The organism is Pontibacter sp. HSC-36F09 (assembly GCF_024171605.1).
Lineage (GTDB): Bacteria > Bacteroidota > Bacteroidia > Cytophagales > Hymenobacteraceae > Pontibacter.
Map to the genome: position 1 here is coordinate 108,199 of NZ_JALKAA010000005.1, position 19,743 is coordinate 127,941.

Below are 19,743 nucleotides of genomic sequence, written 5' to 3' on the forward strand. Positions count from 1 at the left end.
AAACAAAAAAGCCTGCTGTTCAGGCGAACAGCAGGCTTTTATACCTTTGGCTATAGACTATACTATCTCTTCATAATATACATAGCGGGGCTGTTCACGAGACTTTGCGTAACGTGCCACCACCATGCAGTATGAAGAAAATTTTGGATCATGTGCTTTTTTGAAAACAGGGAATATGGCCCCCTGTGTTGCAAAGGTAAAGGCTAAACCGGGGAATACAAATTCTCTGGAAAATATTTTTTGATCAGATGCCTCCAGATCCATCCTCAACTTTTTAGAAAAAACTGTACGCTGCCTGTATAATCGCCCGTACCTTGATTTGGGACAGCAAATTCCTTATTTGGGAATTTTTTGTAAAAGCAACCGCCATGCTCCTTACGGTTAAACTTTATTTGCCAGCTATTTGGAGCATCCTGGCTGGCGGACACTGTTTGGGTCTGATTTTTGAGTAGAACCAATTCCACTTGTATGTATTTACCCTGGCCAATGGTTTAGAACAGAACCTAGGCCAGCAAACTGGGGTAAAGCCGGATATATTGGAGAGGGTGCTATGAAATTGGTTAGAAACGAAATCTTACACAGACAAAGTAATATACTTATTGAATTTAACCACACGGAGGGCTGGCTATATGTAAATTGGCGCGGCTACCAGAACTACGACACCGTAGTAGCTGGCTGCGAGAAAATTCTGGAACTGCTGCTGGAATCGAACTGCACCAAGGTGCTGAACGACAATACGAACGTGGAAGGGATCTGGTCAGGGGCCTCCAAATGGGTGGGCCAGGACTGGCTCCCGAGGATGCAGGCTGCCGGGCTGGAATGTTTTGCCTGGGTATACTCTCCGAGCACTTTTAGTCGCCTTTCCGCTGACAAGACGCTCAACTGCACAGAAGACCAAAGCTTTATTCAAACTTTTGATGATATAGAAGCAGCCAGCGACTGGTTGCGCGCCTGCTAAAATCCAACCAACCGCTTACAACCAGATAAAAGGCTGACTGTTAACTTACAGTCAGCCTTTTTATTTCCAGTCATTTTACAAAGTCCCTTTCGTGCTAGGTATAGAGTTGTCTTCCGGATTGCGTTTTACCGCCACCTGAATCGCTTTGGCAAATGCCTTGAAGATGGCCTCGATCTTGTGGTGCTCGTTCTGCCCTTCGGCTTTCACATTGAGGTTGCACTTGGCCGCGTCGCTGAACGACTTAAAGAAATGGAAGAACATTTCAGTCGGCATGTCCCCGACTTTCTCGCGCTTGAACTCAGCCTCCCATACGGTCCAGGGTCTTCCGCTAAAGTCAATGGCTACCTGCGCCAGCACATCATCCATCGGCAATAAAAACCCATAGCGGCTAATACCTTTCTTGTCTCCTAATGCAGCCAGAAAAGCTTCGCCAAGGGCCAATCCGGTATCTTCAATGGTATGGTGCTCGTCGATGTGCAGGTCACCTTTTACCTGTATGCTCAGGTCCAGTTTGCCATGCTTTGCGAGCTGCTCCAACATATGGTCAAAAAAGCCAAGGCCGGTATGGATGTCCATCCTACCGGTACCATCCAGGTTCAGATCAATGGCAATGTCCGTCTCATTCGTTTGGCGCCTGATCGTGGCGCGACGGGCCGGCAGCTTCAGGAAGGTATAGATCTCGTCCCAATCGTTGGTGCATAATGCAGCTTCTTCTACCGATTTTTCACCGATAAAAATAGCCTTGGCACCCAGGTTTTTGGCTAGTTGTACGTCCGTTAGCCTGTCTCCTATCACATAAGAGTTCTCCAGATCATACTCACCGGACAGATACTTTTTCATCATACCTATACCTGGTTTTCTGGTCTCCAGCCCTTCATGTTCAAAGCTTCGGTCGATCAGGATGTCAGCGAACGCTATACCTTCGCCTGTTAGGATGTCGAGCATTTTATTCTGATAAGGCCAGAAGGTATGCTCCGGGTAAGAATCTGTTCCGAGTCCGTCCTGGTTGGTAACCATGACCAATTCATAATCCAGCTCTTTGTAAATCTTGTACAGGTTACGAATCACTTTTGGCAGGAACTCGAATTTTTCGAAAGAGTCCACCTGAAAATCCGTTTTCGGTTCGACTAGTATGGTGCCGTCACGGTCTATAAATAATGCTTTTTTCATTAATGTTAGTCTATCTGGTAGCATGTAGCATGCTGACGGCTACAGTTATTTAAATTTAGCAATGGCCTGAAAGAGTTGCTGGTTTTCGTCTACGGTGCCGATGGATATGCGCAGGCAGCCTTCGCAGCCGGGCAGACCGGAGCGATTGCGTACGACAATGCCTTGCTCCAGTAAATAGGTATAGAGACGATTAGCCTCTTTCACCTTCACTAACAGGAAGTTGGCATCCGAAGAGTATACCTTTTCCACGGCATTCAGCGTCGGAAGCGCCTGAGTCAGCATCTCCCTTTCCTGCACGATCTCCTCCACCATGTAGGCCAGTTGCTCTGTCTGCTCCAGTGCTTTCAGCGCCAGTTCCTGGGTGGCTTCATTTATATTATAAGGCGGCTTAATCTTGTCGAGTAGCGCGATGATCTCTTCCGAGGCAAAGGCCATACCTAACCGCAAACCCGCCATACCCCATGCTTTGGAGAATGTCTGCAAAACGACCAGGTTCGGGTACTCGGCTAATCGCGTGGACCAGCTAGGCGCATCGGCAAAGTCAATGTAGGCTTCGTCGACCACCACCAGTCCGTCAAAATTATCCAGCAGGGTTTCGATGCTTTCTGCCTCGATCAGGTTGCCGGTAGGGTTGTTGGGTGAGCAGACAAAGATCAGCTTGGTCGTGTCTTTCACCTGCCGCAGCACTTCCAAAACCGGGATCTGAAAGTCGGGTGTCAGCTGCACAGCGTCCAGTTGCACCTCGTTCAGGTTAGCAGACACCTCGTACATGCCGTATGTTGGCGGCAGGTGCAGCATGCTGTCCTGTCCCGGCCGGCATACCATCCGGAACAGCAAATCAATGGCCTCGTCAGAGCCGTTACCCAGGAAAATTTGGGATGCCTTCACGCCTTTTATATCTGCTATCTTCTCTTTCAACTTTTTCTGATGCGGGTCCGGGTAACGGTTGTATCCTTCTCCGGCCAGGCTACCCAGGTTGTTTTCGTTGGCATCCACAAAGACACTGGCCGCGCCCTTGAACTCATCACGTGCGGAGGAGTAGGCTTTCATTTTCAGTACGTTCGGACGTACAATTCTCTCCAGGTTAAACATTTTGCACCTCCTTTAGCCTGATACTTACTGCATTTTTGTGAGCTTCCAAACCTTCCGCAGCAGCCATTACTTCAATCGTTTTCCCAATGTTCTGTAAGCCTGCCGGCGTGATGTGCTGGAAAGTGATCTTCTTCACAAAGCTGTCGAGCGACACACCGCTGTAAGCGCGGGCATAGCCGTTGGTAGGCAGGGTATGGTTCGTGCCAGAGGCGTAGTCGCCCGCCGATTCCGGACTATAGTTGCCTAGAAAGACAGAACCGGCGTTTGTGATATCGTCCAGTACCTCTTCAAAATTGTTGATAGACAGGATTAGGTGTTCCGGAGCGTACAGGTTTGAAAAACGCAGCATTTCATCTACGCTTCCAAACAGTATACCTAAGCTGTTTTGTAAAGCTTTGGCGGCAAACTCTTTGCGGGGCAAAATCTCCAGTTGTGCCTGTAGCTCCTGCGCTACGCTGCTTAGCAGTTGGGCAGAAGTAGTTAAGAGCACCACTTGCGAGTCAGCACCGTGCTCCGCCTGCGAAAGCAGATCAGCCGCTACAAAAGCAGGGTTGGCCGAGTCGTCTGCGATTACCAGCACTTCGGATGGTCCGGCCGGCAAATCGATGGCTACCCCGGTTTTGCTGAGCATCTGCTTTGCTACAGTCACGTACTGGTTACCCGGTCCGAAAATCTTGTTCACCGCAGGTATAGACTCCGTACCGAAGGCCATGGCTGCAATAGCCTGTGCACCGCCCACCTTGGCAATTTTATCTATACCTAGCAGCGAGGCTGTGTAGCGTATAGCCGGATGTATATTCCCGTCTTTGGAAGGTGGAGTGCACAAAAGCACTTCCGGACAACCGGCTAGTTTGGCAGGTACCCCCAGCATCAGTAAAGTTGAGAATAAAGGTGCCGTGCCTCCCGGAATGTATAAGCCCACCCGATCGATCGGCACGCTCTTGCGCCAGCACGTCACGCCTGGCATGGTCTCCACCTGTTTAGGCTGCTCGGCCTGCTGCGCATGAAAAAGCTGTATGTTGCTATATGCTTGCAGAATTGCTTCTTTCAGTTCGGCGGACAATTCAGATTCTGCCGTTGCAATCTCCTCCTGCGTAGCAAAGAAGCTTGTCAGTTTTACGCCATCATACCTTTGCGTCAGCTCCAGCAAAGCGGCATCGCCCTGCTCCTGCACCAGTTGGAAGGTCTGGGCTATACCTGCCTCCAGGTCTTCATAGTTTCGAGTGGGTCGCTTTGCCAGTTCCTGCCAGTCTGCTCGGGCCGGATATTCTATTTTGCGCATCATATGATCATCTTTTCAATGGGTACTACCAATATGCCCTGTGCACCAGCCTCTTTCAGCTTCTCAATGATCTCCCAGAAATCATCTTCATTTACAACCGAGTGCAGTGAGCTCCAACCCTCTTCGGCCAGTGGCAGAATAGAAGGTGATTTTGCACCCGGCAGCAACTGGCTGATTTCAGCAATCTTCTCGTTCGGGGCGTTCAGCAGAATATATTTCGCTTTTTGGGCGCGCTGCACGGCGTGGATGCGGAACAACAGTTTATTCAGTATCTCCTGCTTTTCAGCATTCAGGCCGCCGTTCGCGATCAGGACCGCCTGTGACTTGAACACACGCTCCACCTCGCGCAACCCATTGCTGATCAGAGTACTGCCCGAACTCACGATATCGCAAATTGCTTCTGCCAGCCCGATGCTGGGGGCGATCTCTACAGAACCGCTGATGGTGTGGATGTTGGCCTGCACGCCTTTTTCATCCAGGTATGCCTGGAGCAGTTTAGGATAGGATGTGGCAATATTTTTTCCCTGCAGGTCGCTGATGTCTTCGTATGGGTCGCCCTTCGGCACCGCCAGCGAAAGCCGGCATTTAGAAAAGCCCAGCTGCTCTACGGCCAGGTGCTGCATGCCTTCCTCTACCAGCACATTCTCTCCTACTATACCTATATCGGCCACGCCATCGGCCACATAGCCCGGTATATCGTCATCACGCAGGTATAGGATTTCGAGCGGGAAGTTGGTTGATTCGGTTTTGAGTTTGAGTGAGCTGGTGATAAACGAGATACCGCACTCACGGATCAGTTTGAGCGAGTCTTCACTCAGCCTACCGGATTTCTGGATTGCTAAACGTAGCATATATGTTGAATGGATTAAATGGGTACAAATACAAATGACCTTGCTAAAGGCAAAGTATAGAAAGGGTGCAATGACCCTATAGGGGGCTATATGATTGTTTTATTCCTCTTACGAGGAATGATGGAAATGATGGTGATGCGCAGCAGAACCACAGGCAGCAGGCGCTGCCGTAGAAGTGAAAAGAATGCTATATAGCGTGGTTATGCTCATCTGCTGCTGCAAAGGTACAGTTGATTTTGTTTTATACAAACAAGCGCCGGTATTGTTTTTCTGTGAGGTATAATTTGGGCATAAAAAAAGACACCCGTCCGTTACGACAAGTGCCTTTTTATTTAAGGGCCAAAAGACCCGGCAAGCGTCAGCTTACTTCTTGAGGATCATCTTAATGGACTGCGCCTTAGAGCCAGTGATCAGACGGGCAATGTACACGCCTTCTGCCAGGTGACGGGCATCCAGTTCGTACTCGTATACCTGTCCGGCATCTGCCTTGCCAGTCGCCACTTTTCTGATCAGCGAGCCTCTCACATCGTATACCTCCAGCGCGAAGTGCTGCTCCGTATCAAAAGCGAAGCGAATCGTCGTTCTGTCAGAGAAAGCATTTGGATAGTTATCGAAACGGGCAGAAGACAAGCCTTCGAGTTGGTCAGCTGTTTCGAGCTTTTTGCCGTTGCTGGCCGTAAGCTCTTTTGCTTCGTGGATCACGATAGAGCCACCACCTGTACCATTGATACCTAACTTAGTGGCATCTCCGGAGTTTTCAGCGCTGCCAATCTGGTTATCATATACTGTTTGACCTCTTCCATCGACAATTTTAATTCTGAATTTGTCTGCCTCTGTTGCACCTTTCCAATCACCATCGATAGCGGTTATAGTAAACTTGTAACCTGATGCACCGTTCACAGTTCCCGTGCCGCGGTAGGTAGCTTTGCCAGCGGCTATCACCAGCGAGCCAGACTCGTGTATGGTACTCTTAAAGTTTATACTGCCCGCACTAAACTGGAACTCTGTGTTACCGTCTACCTGGCTGCTGCCTTTCTTGTACTTTGATACAAATCCAAAGTTTGCTTTACCAATTGCTTCAGGATTTGCAGGCATCGCGCCAACTGGAGAGTCAATCCATCCACCACCGGTTACGAAGCTTCCGCTCGCATCAAACACAGGTATATAAGCTGTTGATGAAGAGCATGCAGAACCAGCCACAGCCTCTACCTTGTATACACCCAGCGGTAAAGCTGAACTTGGAATTACCGCACTCGCTACTCCTGATCCATCTGATGTAGCTTCGATACTGAAAACAGGTTTACCAATTTCATCAGTAACAGTGAAAGTCACCGGAACAGCACCAATACCTACAGTACCAGCTGTCACAGTTGCTGACAGACTCGCTGATGAGCCCAATGCTACAGGTTTGCTGCTGGCGCTTGCATCAACAGTTATACCTAGAATATCAAGGTTTGCGGGTACATAAGTGATGGAGTAATTACTGTTTGAGAGCGTACTCTGACCAATGGCATATGTACCTACGGTTTCGTCAGCTACTCTGGATAGTGCTCCTGTAAAGCTGATTGGTACACCATTTGCCAACGTAGAACCTACTTCAGGGCTTGACACAAAGGTTAACGCGGGATCTGCTTGACCGCAATATTTCTGTTTAGCGTTTGCTGTTACAGTAACTGCCAACGGACTTATACTCAGATCAGCACCATTATAAGTTAGCGAGTAGTTGCTACTCAGGGCAACACTGCCTTGCTCGATCGCAAAAGTACCAACGTTCTCACCGTTTTGTCTGGAAAGCGAACCTGTAAAGGCGTCAGTACCTACGAGAGAGCCTGTCGTGATAGCATAGGTCAGTGCTGGGTCTAGATCTCCATAGGTCTTACTTTTCGCATTAGCTGTGATAGTAATCGCTTTCGGTGTGATAGTAAGATTTGCAGCCTCGTACGTGATCGTGTAGTTAGCGCCCGCGGTCAGTGAGTTCTGGTTGATGGCATATGAGCCAACGTCCTCACCAACTTCTCTTTTTAGTTCGCCACTAAAATCGTCGCCATCTACCAGATTGCCCATCTTCAGCACGTAAGTTAAGGCTGGATCGCTGTCACCGTATACCTTGCTCTTCGCTATTGCAGCAACCGTAACAGCTCTTTGAGAAATAGTGGCGGTGGCAGGTGTTACAGATACTAGCGTGTAGTTTGCCTTATCGTCTCCTGCGAGCGATACTGTAGCTGTAATGGTCCTATCTCCTGCATTTGCATCACTATAAACCGCACCCGTTACTGTAGCTGTAACATCATCAGGCGAGATAACCCCATCCAAGGTGGCTGTAGTACCACCAGCGGTTTGCGTGCCATCGTATACCTTGCCTGCATTTGCCAAGGCTGCAGTCACTTCTTTCGGAGCAATCACCAGCGTGCCTTCACCATCTGTAGCGCTATAATTGCTGTTGTTCAGCACTGCTACTACTGCATAGTAACCTGCTGCCGTTGGCACGTCTGATCTTCCATCATACGTTACAGTAACCGCCAAACCTTCAGGAGAAGTCGTAACAGTGGCTGCCTGCTCAGCACGGTTGTAAGTCTTAGACAAACCAGTCACGGCAATGGAAGCTGGTGCCTGAATGATAGTAAGCGTACCAGACGTGTTGCTTACAGTATAGTTGCGTAACTTATTATTTGAATCTACAAGTGAAGCTGTGATAGAGTAAGTTCCTACATTCGAAGCTTCATCAGCCGCTGTGTTGTAGATGGCTGTAATGGCATCGCCGTTCTTGATGCCGGTTAATGTACCGTCCAACACAGGATTTGCCACTCCAAAGATTCTAGCCTTATCATGTGCAACTACTGCTAAACCAGCTTTTAACACCGTCAAAGTACCATTAGTTGATGTCACAGTGTAGTTCGTTAGTGCATCGCCACTTAGCAAAGGACTGATGTCATACTCCCCTATTTCACTTGTCTCAGCAGCTACTGTAGTGTAGGAAGCTGAAATGTCGTCGTTGTTCCTGATACCTGTAATCGTGCCCGTAAAGGTCGGGTTAGCATCACCATACACTTTTTCAGCAGCGTCAGCCGTCACAACCAAATCTGCTTTCGTGATGGTGAATTCGGCCGTGTTGTAGGTGATCTCGTAATTACTCAGAACATCGGCTGGGCTCAGTGTGGCAGTAATGGCGTAAGGACCGCCGACAACAGTCTCACCCGCCAGGCGACTGTAAGAAGCAGTCACTTTGTCCGAAGCCAGGAAGTCCTCTAACTCACCTTCCAAGGCAGGGTCTGAAGCACCGTACGTTTTGCTGTTGGCAATAGGCGTTACTGAAGCAGTCTTCCGGGTAATGTTTGCCAAGGCTGTGCTTACAGCAGTTAACAAATAATTGTCCTTATCATCACCTGAGAGCACTGCACCTGAAATAGTAACCACTTTACCATTTCCTGCATTTGCATCAGCAAAAGTGGCCGTGCCGCCAGTTAGTTGAACATCATCCTGTCCGATCACATCTTGCAGATTTCTGCTTGATACCGTTGCAGCATCAGTACCATCGTATACCTTGTTATTCGCCTCAAATGAACCAGCGATTGGTTTGGCAGTAATACCTGCAGTTGTTGAAGCTGTATTGTTACTCAAGGTATAGTTGGTGCTCATAATAGACACACCGGCTGTTACAGTCTTGCCACTACCCACATGCTTATCAGCAAAGCTAGCATTGTTAACGTTCACCTCTACCTGATCGCCTTCTACAAGTCCTTCCACAGTGCCAGCAGCAGTAGCAGTGGCAGTGCCGTCGTATACCTTATCCCTTGCAGTAATAGACGCTATCAGCGCTTTCGGAGTGATAGTGAACAGTGTACCTTCGGTGAGGCTCAGATTATAGTTGTTACCCAGGCTAAGGGTACCCAACGAAACGGCGTAAGTGCTAACATTTTCACCAGCGGCTCTTTCTAATTCACCAGAGAAAGTATCATTATTCACTACAGTGCCTGACGTAGCCTGATAAGTCAATTCCGGATCAGCAGCGCCGTATACCTTGCTTAGGGCATCAGCAGTCACAGCCACACTGCGTCGGGTGATTTCGAAATCAGCACCAACAAATGTCAGCGCGTAGTTTGAAGTAGCTGCCAATGTGCCTTTGTTGATCGCGTAAGAACCTACATTCTCACCTACTGCTCTTTCTAAAGCTCCAGCCAAGTGCGATGGGTTAACCAAACTGCCATCAGCAATCTCATAAGTAAGAGCTGGTTCAGCTGTGCCGTATACCTTCGACTGATTTACATGGGCAGTCACAGTGATAGCGCGAGGGTCGATTTTAAGATCTGCAGCGGTTGATCCTTTGTAATTTTCATTATCTATTGAGATAGTCACCGCATAAGTGCCCACGTTAACCTGACCATCGTTTTTAACTGTCACGCCTGTTAAGCCTTCGGGTACGGTAGCAACTTGTATAGTTTTAGCTGTACCGTCATACGTATGTGTGAGGTCACCAAGTGTAAAGGTTGCAGTAGCTTTATTCACCACGAGTGTCACCTCTTCGCTAGCTGCCTTGTAGTTGTCTGATTCTGCAGCAGAAACAGTCAGCACGTGATCGCCGGCGTTGAGCACTGTACCCTCCACAGGAGTGTAAGTCAATGTAGCACCGCCCAGGGCAGTGGCATTGAGTTGTGTAACTGAAAGGGCCGTGCCGTAAGTGATAGAAGCCGGATTTTCCCAGATGATGACTTGATCGGCTTTATTAATCAGAAGCGTGCCTGTTGCACTACCTGAGAAATTAGCGTTCAGTAATGTAGCAACTACTGCATAACCTCCAGGCTTATGATTAATAGGTTGTTCTGTTGAGCCATCATAAGTAATAGTGAAAGTACTTGAACCTATTGCGTCCGTTGTTGCAGTGGCGAATTTAGCACTGCCAGTATAGTCAAACGTTAGGTCTCCCAATGTTACAGTAGCTGTCGCTTTTTCAACATTCAAAGCAACAGGCTCACTGGTTACCGGCGTCCCACAGTTTCCTGACACAACTGCTCTGTACTGTCTGCCAGTCAATGCAGCACCTGGGCTCGACAATGTTAAGGTTGAGGTTGCAGTGCCACTGTAAATAGCTCCATCAGAAAGGGCAGACCACATCGTAGTACCATTTGAAGTAATACCTTCGTGCCAGGTATAGGACAAGGGGGCTGTTCCGGCTGCTGATACAGTAAAGACTGCGTCATTACCATAAACTAATGCAGGACTTATAGAGACTGGCTGAGAAGAAATTGAAGGTGCTGTACAGTCAGGTATTATAGAAACTTTAGGCTGCCCAGCTGATGGATTTACCGCAAAACTATTACCACCATAATTTGTGTTGCTATACGCACTTGTTGTCCATATATAATTACCAGGTACTATAGGATTATTCAAAACAACAACAAAATTTAACTCCTGAGTGCTAGATAGTGAATTGTTACCACCTAAAGCTGCAAAACTGATCTCTCTAGTATTTACATTAAAAGATCCTGCCCCCCATGATTTGTCTTGATCTGCTGCAACTGGGCTTATATATACCGGAGCTCCATAACCCTCAGGTACTTTGATTCTAAAGGAGCTTAAACTAGTAGTTGTCCCTAAAGTATTCTGGTTTCTAATCGTTATTTTGTAAGAAATACTTGAAGCTGAGGCTTTAGAAGATGTTGGTGTAATTGTAGCTATAAATTCAGCAGCATCAGTAAAATAAGCATAAGCAACTGCCCCTGAGGTTTGTCCGACAGATTTTAATCTTAATGAATCACCCGGACAATCACAAACCAACCAATCTGTTACAAATGCACCGCTAGCATCTGCCTTAACAGTCCAGGGCAGATACGACGAATCTGGAGCTATTGTATTACAAGGTTGACTTAGGTTCTTAACCTTTAAAACAACATCCTCAAAGGCATTAAAGCCGGCTCCAGTAAAAACGGCATTTGACCGGGGTGCATAGTCCTCTTTGTCTGTTATGACTGTAGCACCGCTCTGGGCACTCGCACCAAATGCAGTCAGTATAAGGAACACCGTAACCAGAAACGGCAGTTGCAAAGTGCGCGAAATGCCCCATGTTCGTTTTAGTAAAAATTTACCATTCATAAAGTAGTAATAAAGGGTTTAGGGTTAAAAGTTTTTCAATTCATCTCACCTTGATGATTTAAGGTGCAACTGGTAGTAGCATGTTGGTGACAATTATAGCTTAGACATAAAAAAAGAACATGACTCTCCTGATTGATGCATAGCAACACTATAGAAGACATGTTCTCTTAAAACCACACCTAAGCTTATAAAATGTAAATTAATTAATAGCTTTATACAAAATTACAACTCAAAGGTTATACTCTTCAAATAATTTTTTAGTTTATTTATATATTATATTAAAGTTTATATACCTTTCAACTATTGTTAGCAAGCTTACCATCCAATTTTTAGACCCTTAGCAAGGTTTATGAAATGTTATAGCGAATGGTGCTTTGAAAACCAATGCTATTTTTAGCTAACTTTGTATCAAAAATTTTATATATATTTTTTCTAGCTTTGGCATAGTTTTTTCGGTATAAGCACATACTACCGAAGGCGCTACACACGTATATAGATCATGAAGAAGTATTTGCTCAGTTTACTGGCCCTTGTTTTTTGCTTCACACTTAGTCAGCAAGCGGCCGCCCAGATCAAACTGCCGCAGGCCAGTCCTGCCGCTTTGGTGAAACAAACTATTGGATTGACTGAGATAACGGTGCGCTACCATGCACCTGGTGTTAAGGGGCGTCAGATCTTTGGATCGCTGGTGCCTTACGGAAAGCTCTGGCGAGCTGGCGCCAACGAGGCTACTTTGATCACATTCGAAGATGATCTTTTCCTGAACCACGAACGTGTCCCGGCTGGTACTTATTCTTTCTTTATCCTGCCAGAAAATGAGACGGAATGGAACATTGTGCTGAACAAAGACACCACGCTTTGGGGTTTGGAAGGCTACAGTGAACTAAATGACGTGGCATACCTGCGGGTAACGCCGACTAAGATTCCTTTCCAGGAAACATTGCAGTTCGCCTTTAGTGATATCAGCACTAACACCGGCACACTGAACCTAACCTGGGAGAATTCAAAAGTGACGATCCGTATTGAAACTGAAATTGAGAAAAAGGCGCTTGCCAACATTAATAAGGCCCTGAAGGAAGCCGCTCCTGACGACTGGTATACCTGGGCACAGGCTGCCGATTACCTGACCTCGCGCAAAGACCAGCACGAGAAAGCTTTACAATACATCAACAAGTCGATCGCCATTAAAGAGACTTTTTTTAATAACTGGGTGAAAGCCAGGCTGTATGCGCTGAACAGAGAATACCAGGTAGCGGTTAACCTAAGCGCAAAGGCCATGCAGTTGGGACCCAAGGAGCCGGAAAGTTATCAGACGTATGCGCGGGAGATCGAATCGGCGTATAATGAATGGAAAAAACGCAGGTAATAGCGCTGAGATAAGAATTAAAGCGGGGCTTCGGGACTATCGGAGTCCCGCTTTTTGTTTAAAACCGGGCGATGAAGCGAAGATTGAGGCGCCGGCCAGTCAGGAAATTAGGTATAGCGTAGGTCAGGTCGTTTACATCTGTGACGTAGCTGTAGGAAATGCGGTTCTTTGCATCGATGATGTTGAGCACCTCCAGGCCTATCCAAAGACTCTCCAACGATACTTTCTTTCGCTCCGTCAGGTCATCTCCTAAGGCTATAAGCTTCGAGAACCCGATGTCCACACGCTTATAAGACTTGCCTGAAAAAGCATTGCGGAAATCCGGACGATTTGGCGGACCAAATGGCAGTCCACTACCATACACTGCGTTCAGGTACATCCGGATGGTTGGGTTATCGGGCAGGTGGTCTTGGAAGAACACGCCAATGTTCAATAGTTGATCTGTCGGTCGGCGCAAATACCCCCGATCCTGGCTTCCGGTTATTTCGCCGGAACTGTTGTATATGAGGCTGGAGTCACCCTGCACGTTCTCACGCGTCTGCATCATCCCTAAGCTCAGCCAGGACTCCGCCCCTTTTATAAACTCCCCGTTCACCCGCACGTCAAAACCGGCTGCATAAGCTTTTGCATTGTTTTGTCCGTAATAGCGCAGCCGCACATTGTCCAGATCATAGGGCACAACGTTGGTCATGTGCTTGTAATAGACCTCAGTGGTCAGCTTAAAGTCACGGTCCCAGGTCTTAAAAAGATAGTCGCTACCTACCACGGCATGCAAAGAACGCTGCGCTTTCAGGTCCGGGTTTAGCTCGCCCTGGAAATTACGCAGCTCCCGGTAAAAGGGGGGCTGGTAGTAGAGACCGACAGCTGCTTTAAACGAAAGGTCAGGATTCTGGCGGGTGATAAAAGAATATTGCACCCGCGGGGTAATGGTTAGTTCATTGTTGTAGCTCCAGTAGCTGGCCCGGATACCATAGGTGATCGTTTTGAGCGAATCCAACTCGTAGGTATGCTGCACATAGCCGTTATAACGCTGGGTATGTAGAATCAATTCTGGATCGAGCTGATAAGCCATGGTCACATAATCTGAGGAATCCACGAAGCCGTACTCAGCCAGGCGATCGTTGATGCGCTCCAGGCTGGCCTTGGCTCCGGCCAGCACGGTGCTGCGGGCACTCAGGCGCCAGGTATTGCGGCTCTCAGCAGCTAGTACCAGCGCTTTCAAGGCGTTGCGGGCATGGTCATACTGGCTGCCGATGCCCCGGTCACGCAGGCATTCGCCTTTGTCGTTGCGCCCAAGCGTATTCACGTCGCAGAGTCGGTACAAGGCCTCTATATCCCGAAACTCGCGCTCGAGCGAGTGTACGCCAGAAATGATAAATTCTGTCAATAACTCTTCCGACACCTGATGACTGAGATTGGCTCCCACCTGATAGGTATCGTACTCCATGTTCTCCTGTCCCTCGTAAGCCACCAGCAGCCGAAGGGGGGCCTGGCGGGTACCGAAAGTGGTGGTGCGGTCTTCGGGCTCCACCCTGAAATTGTTACGCGCGTAACTGCCCAGCAATCCCAGTTTAGTGCGCTCTGGCTCTTTGCCCAGATCGAAACTCAGGTATACCTGCCCATCTGTAAAAGTGGGCCGGTACTCTCCGTCTACCTGCAGCCCCTGCAACATGTACCTGCTGTTCTTGTGGCGTAGGCCCATCAGGTATGAAACCCGCTTATTCTTGGAGGCTTCCTCCAGGTGTATGGCGCCCCCGGTGAGGCTACCGGTCACAGATCCGGCAAAAGAAGTGGGTCGCTTGTACTCGATGTTGAGCACCGAGGACAGCTTGTCGCCATACTTAGGCTGCCAGCCTCCGGAAGAGAACTCCACGTTGGCCACCAGGTCGGGGTTTATGAAGCTCAGCCCCTCCTGCTGGGCCGCCGAGATCAGAAAAGGACGGTAAATCTCGATTCCGTTGACGTATACCAGGTTTTCGTCGTAGTTGCCACCCCGCACCGAATAGGTCGAGGACAGTTCGTTGTTACTGGTCACACCGGGCAGCGTGGCCAAAATCATGTTAAAATCCCCGAAAGCGGAAGGAAGGGTTTTCGTGAGTGTCGGATCCAGCTTGGTCACGCTTACCTGCTCGCGGGTATCGTCTTCGCGTTTTCCCCGCACATCCACCTGCCGTAATTGCTGCGGGTCGGCTACCAATACAAAATCGAGCAGCAGCTCCTGCCCTGCCTCGAGGCGCACACGCCGCTCCTGCTGCTTATAACCGAGGAAACGCACTACCAGAACGATTTCCTCAACAACAGGTACTTTGAGGCTATACCTGCCCTGGGCATCAGTTTGAGCGCCAAGGGTACGGCCCTGCACCCCTACCGTGGCCATTTCGAGTGGCTGGCGGTTTTGGTCCAGAACCGTACCCTTTATGATACCCTGCTGTGCATAGACACCTGCTGGCAGCAGCATTAAGAGCCATACCGCAAGATATCGGTGCATAAGGGGTGCTTAGGTTTTGAATTAGGCCTGATTTTTCAGATTGGCGATGGTCTTCAACGGATCTGCTGAGTTAAACACGAAGCTGCCGGCTACCAAAGCATCCGCCCCTTTCTCCAATAGCAAAGGTGTATTCTGCTGATTCACGCCACCATCAATCTCAATCAGTGCCTTGGAATTGCGGGCAATGATCAGGTTTTTCAGGGATTCGATCTTGCGGTAGGTGTTTTCTATGAACTTCTGTCCGCCAAATCCAGGATTTACCGACATCAGACATACCAGATCCACGTCCGCGATCACATCGTCGAGCAGTTGTACGGAAGTATGGGGGTTGAGGGCTATACCAGCCTTGGCTCCCGTTGCTTTTATCTGCTGGATAGTACGGTGCAGGTGGTTGCAGGCTTCCAGGTGCACAGAAATGATCTCGGCTCCCGCCTCTCTGAACTGCTCAATGTAAAGCTCCGGCTCCACGATCATCAGGTGCACATCAAGCGGCTTTATGGCATGGCGCTGAATGGCCTGCAGCACCGGAAATCCGAATGAAATGTTGGGCACAAAACGGCCATCCATGATGTCGATATGAAGCCAGTCGGCCTGGCTTTCGTTCAGCATTTCTACTTCGGACTGCAGGTTGGCAAAATCAGAAGCTAGTACAGAGGGGGCAATAATTGGTTTCATGAAACAAATATAGAAATTAAGATAGAATCCATCGTGTGAAAAACAAACACAGCGGCATCAGAGCCTGACAAAGCGCAGGGTGACGTTTCTGCTGTTGGAACTCACCTGACAAAGGTATATGCCTTTTTTGAGCCGGGAAGGTCTGATGCTGAGCGTATGCACCGCCTGATGTGCAAACAGCATCTGACTATGTACCAGCTTACCAGACGCATCATAGAGCCGCGCCAGGGCGTTTTCCTGCTGCCAGGTTTCATCCATCCGCAGCACAATAGGCTCTTCCGAAACCGGGTTGGTGATGCTGATACCAGCCGCCAGTTCATCCGCCATACCTGTTACAAGCCGGCTATAAGTCGGAATGCCGTAACCGATAGTATTGTTGGGGTTGTTGTAATTATTACCTAACTGGCGCATCAATTCCAGCAACTCCATATTGGTGAGCTTCGGGCGTGCCTGCCAGATGCAGGCGACCATACCTGCCATGATCGGTCCTGAGAAAGAGGTGCCACTGGAGCGGCCTAAGTTACCTGAAGAAGACAGCACGTATACCTGCTGCCCCATCGCCACTACATCCGGTTTTAGCCTTTGATCTGCCGTAGGCCCAACGGAGCTGAAGAGTGCATGCACCGCGAGCGAATCCACAGCGCCTACGGTGAGGACAGAGTCGGCATCGGCAGGTGCTGAAATATAGCGCCAGGCTTTGTTGCCCTCGTTGCCAGCACTCGTCACCACCAGCATACCGGTGGCAGCAGCCAGATCAGCTGCGCGGGTGATGATGGTGGTGTTGCCGTTGAGCTCGCTGTAGGTATAGCTGTAAGAAGGTGCATCGAACAAGGTATAGCCGAGCGAAGAGTTGATCACATCCACCCCGGCACTGTCAGCAAACTCGGCGGCTAGCAGCCAGTTCACCTCCTCAATGTTATGCTCGGTAGCCGCATCTTCTGTCCGTAACAGGTAATAGTTGGCTTTAGGGGCCGTGCCTACGATGCGGCCCGGTTCATAGGCGGCCATCGTCGACAGCACCGAAGTGCCGTGCTGACTGTGTCCGTAAACATCTGTCTTTTTGCCAACAAAATCGTAAGTGCCCTTTAACTGCCCATTCTGGAAAATGTGTGAAAAAGCATTAATACTGTTCACGCCTGGAAAACCAGCGTCGAACACGGCAATGGTAATGCCTTCGCCCTGGTAACCAGCCGCATGCAACTCAGGTATACCCAGCATGTTGGACTGGTGGAATGAGGGACCAAAATAAGAAGCGTCGAAAGAGGCGCTGGCAAGCTTTAAACTATCGTTGGATTGCGTGCCTTTCTTGCCGGATGTTGCTGTTGGCAAGCGGTTGAGTTGTTGAGCTCCCTTTACGAAAGCGAGTGTCTGCAACTCGGCCAGTTTTTCAGGAGAGCATTGCACGACGGCTGCATTGAACCAACGGGAGGTATAGAGCACCTTCGCGCCCGTTGCCTTCAGCCCGCTCAAATAAGTTGGGTCAACAGGCAGGTCACGAACGGAAAGCGCTATACCCTGCTTGCTCCGGCGTTCGATTGCCTTGGCTGAAAGGTATAGCGCTGGTTGTGCTATCGTAAAAGGAGAATTGTTTTTGTCAGTGAAGTAGATCAGATGCTTCTGCTCTGCGCCGCCACTCCCCTGCGCCTTTGCAGAAAGGGCTAGAAGCAGGAGGCAGACGAACAGGGTGAGAGATCGCATAATAAGTCTTATAGTTTACCGTGCTCGATTAAGATTTCCTCCCGTTCGTGGCCGCTAGCTATCCAACCCACATTCTTAGGACAATCATTTCTACTGGTAAATTCACAGGGAGTTGATTTGTTAAATAAACGATACACAAGACCAATATTTCTAGCATAAACCTCTCGACGTTCATCTATTCTACCTTCTACAAAGTGTACTATAGGTTTAACTGTAACAGTATTCGAGAATTCAATATCCTCAATATTAAAAGATTGGTCTACATTTTCATAAGTGTAACGCTCTTTAATTTGATACAATCTAGCAACCGAATCAACTATAACCCTGTTATTGTAGGCATCCATCTCCCATATTTTTTGTCTATCAACGGGGAACACCATTTTTATATACTTCGTATTATCTTTCATTGCCAATACCATCCGCTCTGACTTATTTACGATTATAACAGAGTCGTCTAACCAGCCGCTGTTCTCATTTGGTCTTACAGAGCGAACAATTTTATAAACGAGTTGTCCGGTTTGGTCATGAAAGCTCGTGTCTACCCTTTCACGCAATTGAAATTGGGAGGTATGACTAATATTATTGGAAACCCTTATATCAGTAACATTGTACACCCGGTACTGTCCTATCTCCAGCGGATAATAGTCGTAGCCCATCGCGACCGGGTCAGGGTCCTTGTATTTACTTTCGCAGCCAGCCACAAAAGCGGACAGCACAACCAGAAGCAAAAGGGCTCTTCTCATTATTGCAACACGTTCAGGTTATAGTCTGAGTTAAAATTCGTCTCGATCCAGCCACCACCGATCACATCGTTGCCTTCGTAGAACACGGCAGCCTGCCCAGGCGCGATCGCGTGCACACCTCTCAGGAAGTGTACTTTCATTTTATCGCCTTCCTGCTCGATAATGGCCTCTGTACCCGGGTCGTTATACCTTACTTTCGTAATGGTAGGTATAGGCTGACCGATCAGGTTCTCGTACTTCACCATGTTGAGCTTGCCCACTGTCATGGCATTCTTTGCCAGATCTTCGTAATTGCCCAGCACAACGCGGTTAGCGTCTTTCTCGATACGGGTAACATAGGCCGGGAAACCAAGTGCTATACCCAGGCCCTTGCGCTGCCCGATGGTATAGAACGGATACCCTTCGTGCTTACCCACTATGGTACCATCTTCGAGCACAAACTCTCCACCGGCCACCAGTTCTTCCAGACCCTCTACGCGGCGCTTCAGGAAGCTACGGTAGTCGTTGTCAGGTATAAAGCAGATCTCGTAAGACTCCGGCTTGTTTACAAGCTCGGTAAAGCCGCGGTCCATCGCCATCTGGCGAATCTCAGTCTTGCGCAGCCCTCCCAATGGGAAAATAGTACGGGCCAGACTCTTTTGTGAGATACCCCACAGGGCATAGGACTGATCCTTACTCTCGTCCAAGCCTTTGGATATCACATATCGACCGTTTTCCTCGCGGATGTTGGCATAGTGTCCAGTCGCGATAAAATCGCAACCCAGCTGGTCAGCGCGACGCAGCAAGGCATCCCATTTAATGTGTGTGTTGCACAGCACGCATGGGTTCGGCGTGCGACCGGCTATGTATTCATCCGTAAAGTGGTTGATCACAAAATCACCAAACTCTTCGCGTATGTCTATGATATAATGCGGGAAGCCAAGCTGCACGGCTATGTTGCGGGCGTCGTTGATCGAGTCAAGGCTGCAGCAGCCGGTTTCCTTCTTGCTGGCGCCGCTCGATGCGTAGTCCCATGTCTTCATGGTCATCCCCACCACTTCATAGCCCTGCTCATGCAACATCACTGCCGCCACGGAGCTGTCAATGCCGCCGCTCATGGCTACCAATACCCTTCCTAACTTACTCATTTATCTTCAGTATTGTAATTCGAATTGATATAATTTTACTACAAAGATAGTAACATCAGGGCACTAATAAAGATTCAGCCGGGCAAATATTGTAGCGACAACAATTTGGAAAGAGGTAGTACGTTAAAAAAAACATTAAAAAATATGGCATTGTACCCGATTTGGGACTTACTTTGGAATAAAATAAGACGAACAGAACCGACACG

13 protein-coding genes are annotated in these 19,743 nt (G+C 48.6%); 2 read left to right on the forward strand and 11 right to left on the reverse strand.

Annotated features, from left to right (window positions below; translation table 11 throughout):
- Window positions 1-57 precede the first annotated feature (57 nt).
- The gene (locus tag L1278_RS15000; protein WP_253405831.1) at window positions 58-264 is read right to left on the reverse strand and encodes a hypothetical protein; all 207 of its coding nucleotides are present in this window, start codon (window positions 262-264) and stop codon (window positions 58-60) included.
- Between the two features lie 286 nt (window positions 265-550).
- Here L1278_RS15000 and L1278_RS15005 point away from each other — a divergent pair, with 286 nt between their 5' ends.
- The gene (locus tag L1278_RS15005; protein WP_253405832.1) at window positions 551-958 is read left to right on the forward strand and encodes a hypothetical protein; all 408 of its coding nucleotides are present in this window, start codon (window positions 551-553) and stop codon (window positions 956-958) included.
- A 75-nt stretch (window positions 959-1,033) separates the two neighbouring features.
- On the opposite strand, the gene hisB is transcribed toward L1278_RS15005, so the two are convergent.
- From hisB to L1278_RS15030, 5 genes are all read right to left on the reverse strand, one after another.
- Window positions 1,034-2,128, reverse strand: a complete 1,095-nt coding sequence (hisB, locus tag L1278_RS15010) for a bifunctional histidinol-phosphatase/imidazoleglycerol-phosphate dehydratase HisB (RefSeq protein WP_253405833.1) — start codon at window positions 2,126-2,128, stop codon at window positions 1,034-1,036.
- Window positions 2,129-2,173: 45 nt separating this feature from the next.
- Window positions 2,174-3,220 carry a histidinol-phosphate transaminase gene (hisC, locus tag L1278_RS15015; RefSeq protein ID WP_253405834.1) on the reverse strand — a complete coding sequence of 349 codons (1,047 nt, stop codon included), beginning with the start codon at window positions 3,218-3,220 and terminating at the stop codon, window positions 2,174-2,176.
- Window positions 3,213-4,502 carry a histidinol dehydrogenase gene (hisD, locus tag L1278_RS15020; protein WP_253406015.1) on the reverse strand — a complete coding sequence of 430 codons (1,290 nt, stop codon included), beginning with the start codon at window positions 4,500-4,502 and terminating at the stop codon, window positions 3,213-3,215. The genes hisC and hisD overlap by 8 nt, the downstream gene beginning before the upstream one ends.
- Window positions 4,502-5,353 carry an ATP phosphoribosyltransferase gene (gene hisG / locus L1278_RS15025; protein ID WP_188499603.1) on the reverse strand — a complete coding sequence of 284 codons (852 nt, stop codon included), beginning with the start codon at window positions 5,351-5,353 and terminating at the stop codon, window positions 4,502-4,504. Before hisG ends, hisD begins: the two co-directional genes overlap by 1 nt.
- Window positions 5,354-5,716: 363 nt before the next feature.
- Window positions 5,717-10,276 carry an MBG domain-containing protein gene (locus tag L1278_RS15030; protein WP_253405835.1) on the reverse strand — a complete coding sequence of 1,520 codons (4,560 nt, stop codon included), beginning with the start codon at window positions 10,274-10,276 and terminating at the stop codon, window positions 5,717-5,719.
- A 1,663-nt stretch (window positions 10,277-11,939) separates the two neighbouring features.
- Between L1278_RS15030 and L1278_RS15035 the strand changes: the two genes are divergently transcribed.
- Window positions 11,940-12,806 (forward strand): DUF2911 domain-containing protein, encoded by an 867-nt coding sequence (locus L1278_RS15035; RefSeq protein ID WP_253405838.1) that lies wholly within the window; start codon window positions 11,940-11,942, stop codon window positions 12,804-12,806.
- Between the two features lie 58 nt (window positions 12,807-12,864).
- Here L1278_RS15035 and L1278_RS15040 read toward each other — a convergent pair whose 3' ends face one another.
- From L1278_RS15040 to mnmA, 5 genes are read right to left on the reverse strand one after another with little or no spacing between them, the layout of a single operon-like run.
- Window positions 12,865-15,294: a TonB-dependent receptor gene (locus tag L1278_RS15040; RefSeq protein ID WP_253405840.1), complete on the reverse strand. Its 2,430-nt coding sequence runs from the start codon at window positions 15,292-15,294 to the stop codon at window positions 12,865-12,867.
- 21 nt (window positions 15,295-15,315) lie between these two features.
- Entirely contained in the window at window positions 15,316-15,969 is a 654-nt protein-coding gene (gene rpe / locus L1278_RS15045; RefSeq protein WP_253405842.1) for a ribulose-phosphate 3-epimerase, read from the reverse strand.
- Window positions 15,970-16,026: 57 nt separating this feature from the next.
- Entirely contained in the window at window positions 16,027-17,667 is a 1,641-nt protein-coding gene (locus L1278_RS15050; RefSeq protein WP_253405845.1) for a S8 family serine peptidase, read from the reverse strand.
- An 8-nt stretch (window positions 17,668-17,675) separates the two neighbouring features.
- Complete coding sequence (locus tag L1278_RS15055; protein WP_253405847.1) at window positions 17,676-18,410, reverse strand: hypothetical protein; 735 nt, start codon at window positions 18,408-18,410, stop codon at window positions 17,676-17,678.
- A complete protein-coding gene (gene mnmA, locus L1278_RS15060; protein WP_253405849.1) occupies window positions 18,410-19,537 on the reverse strand; it encodes a tRNA 2-thiouridine(34) synthase MnmA in 1,128 nt (375 codons plus the stop codon). The genes L1278_RS15055 and mnmA overlap by 1 nt, the downstream gene beginning before the upstream one ends.
- Between the last annotated feature and the right edge of the window lie 206 nt (window positions 19,538-19,743).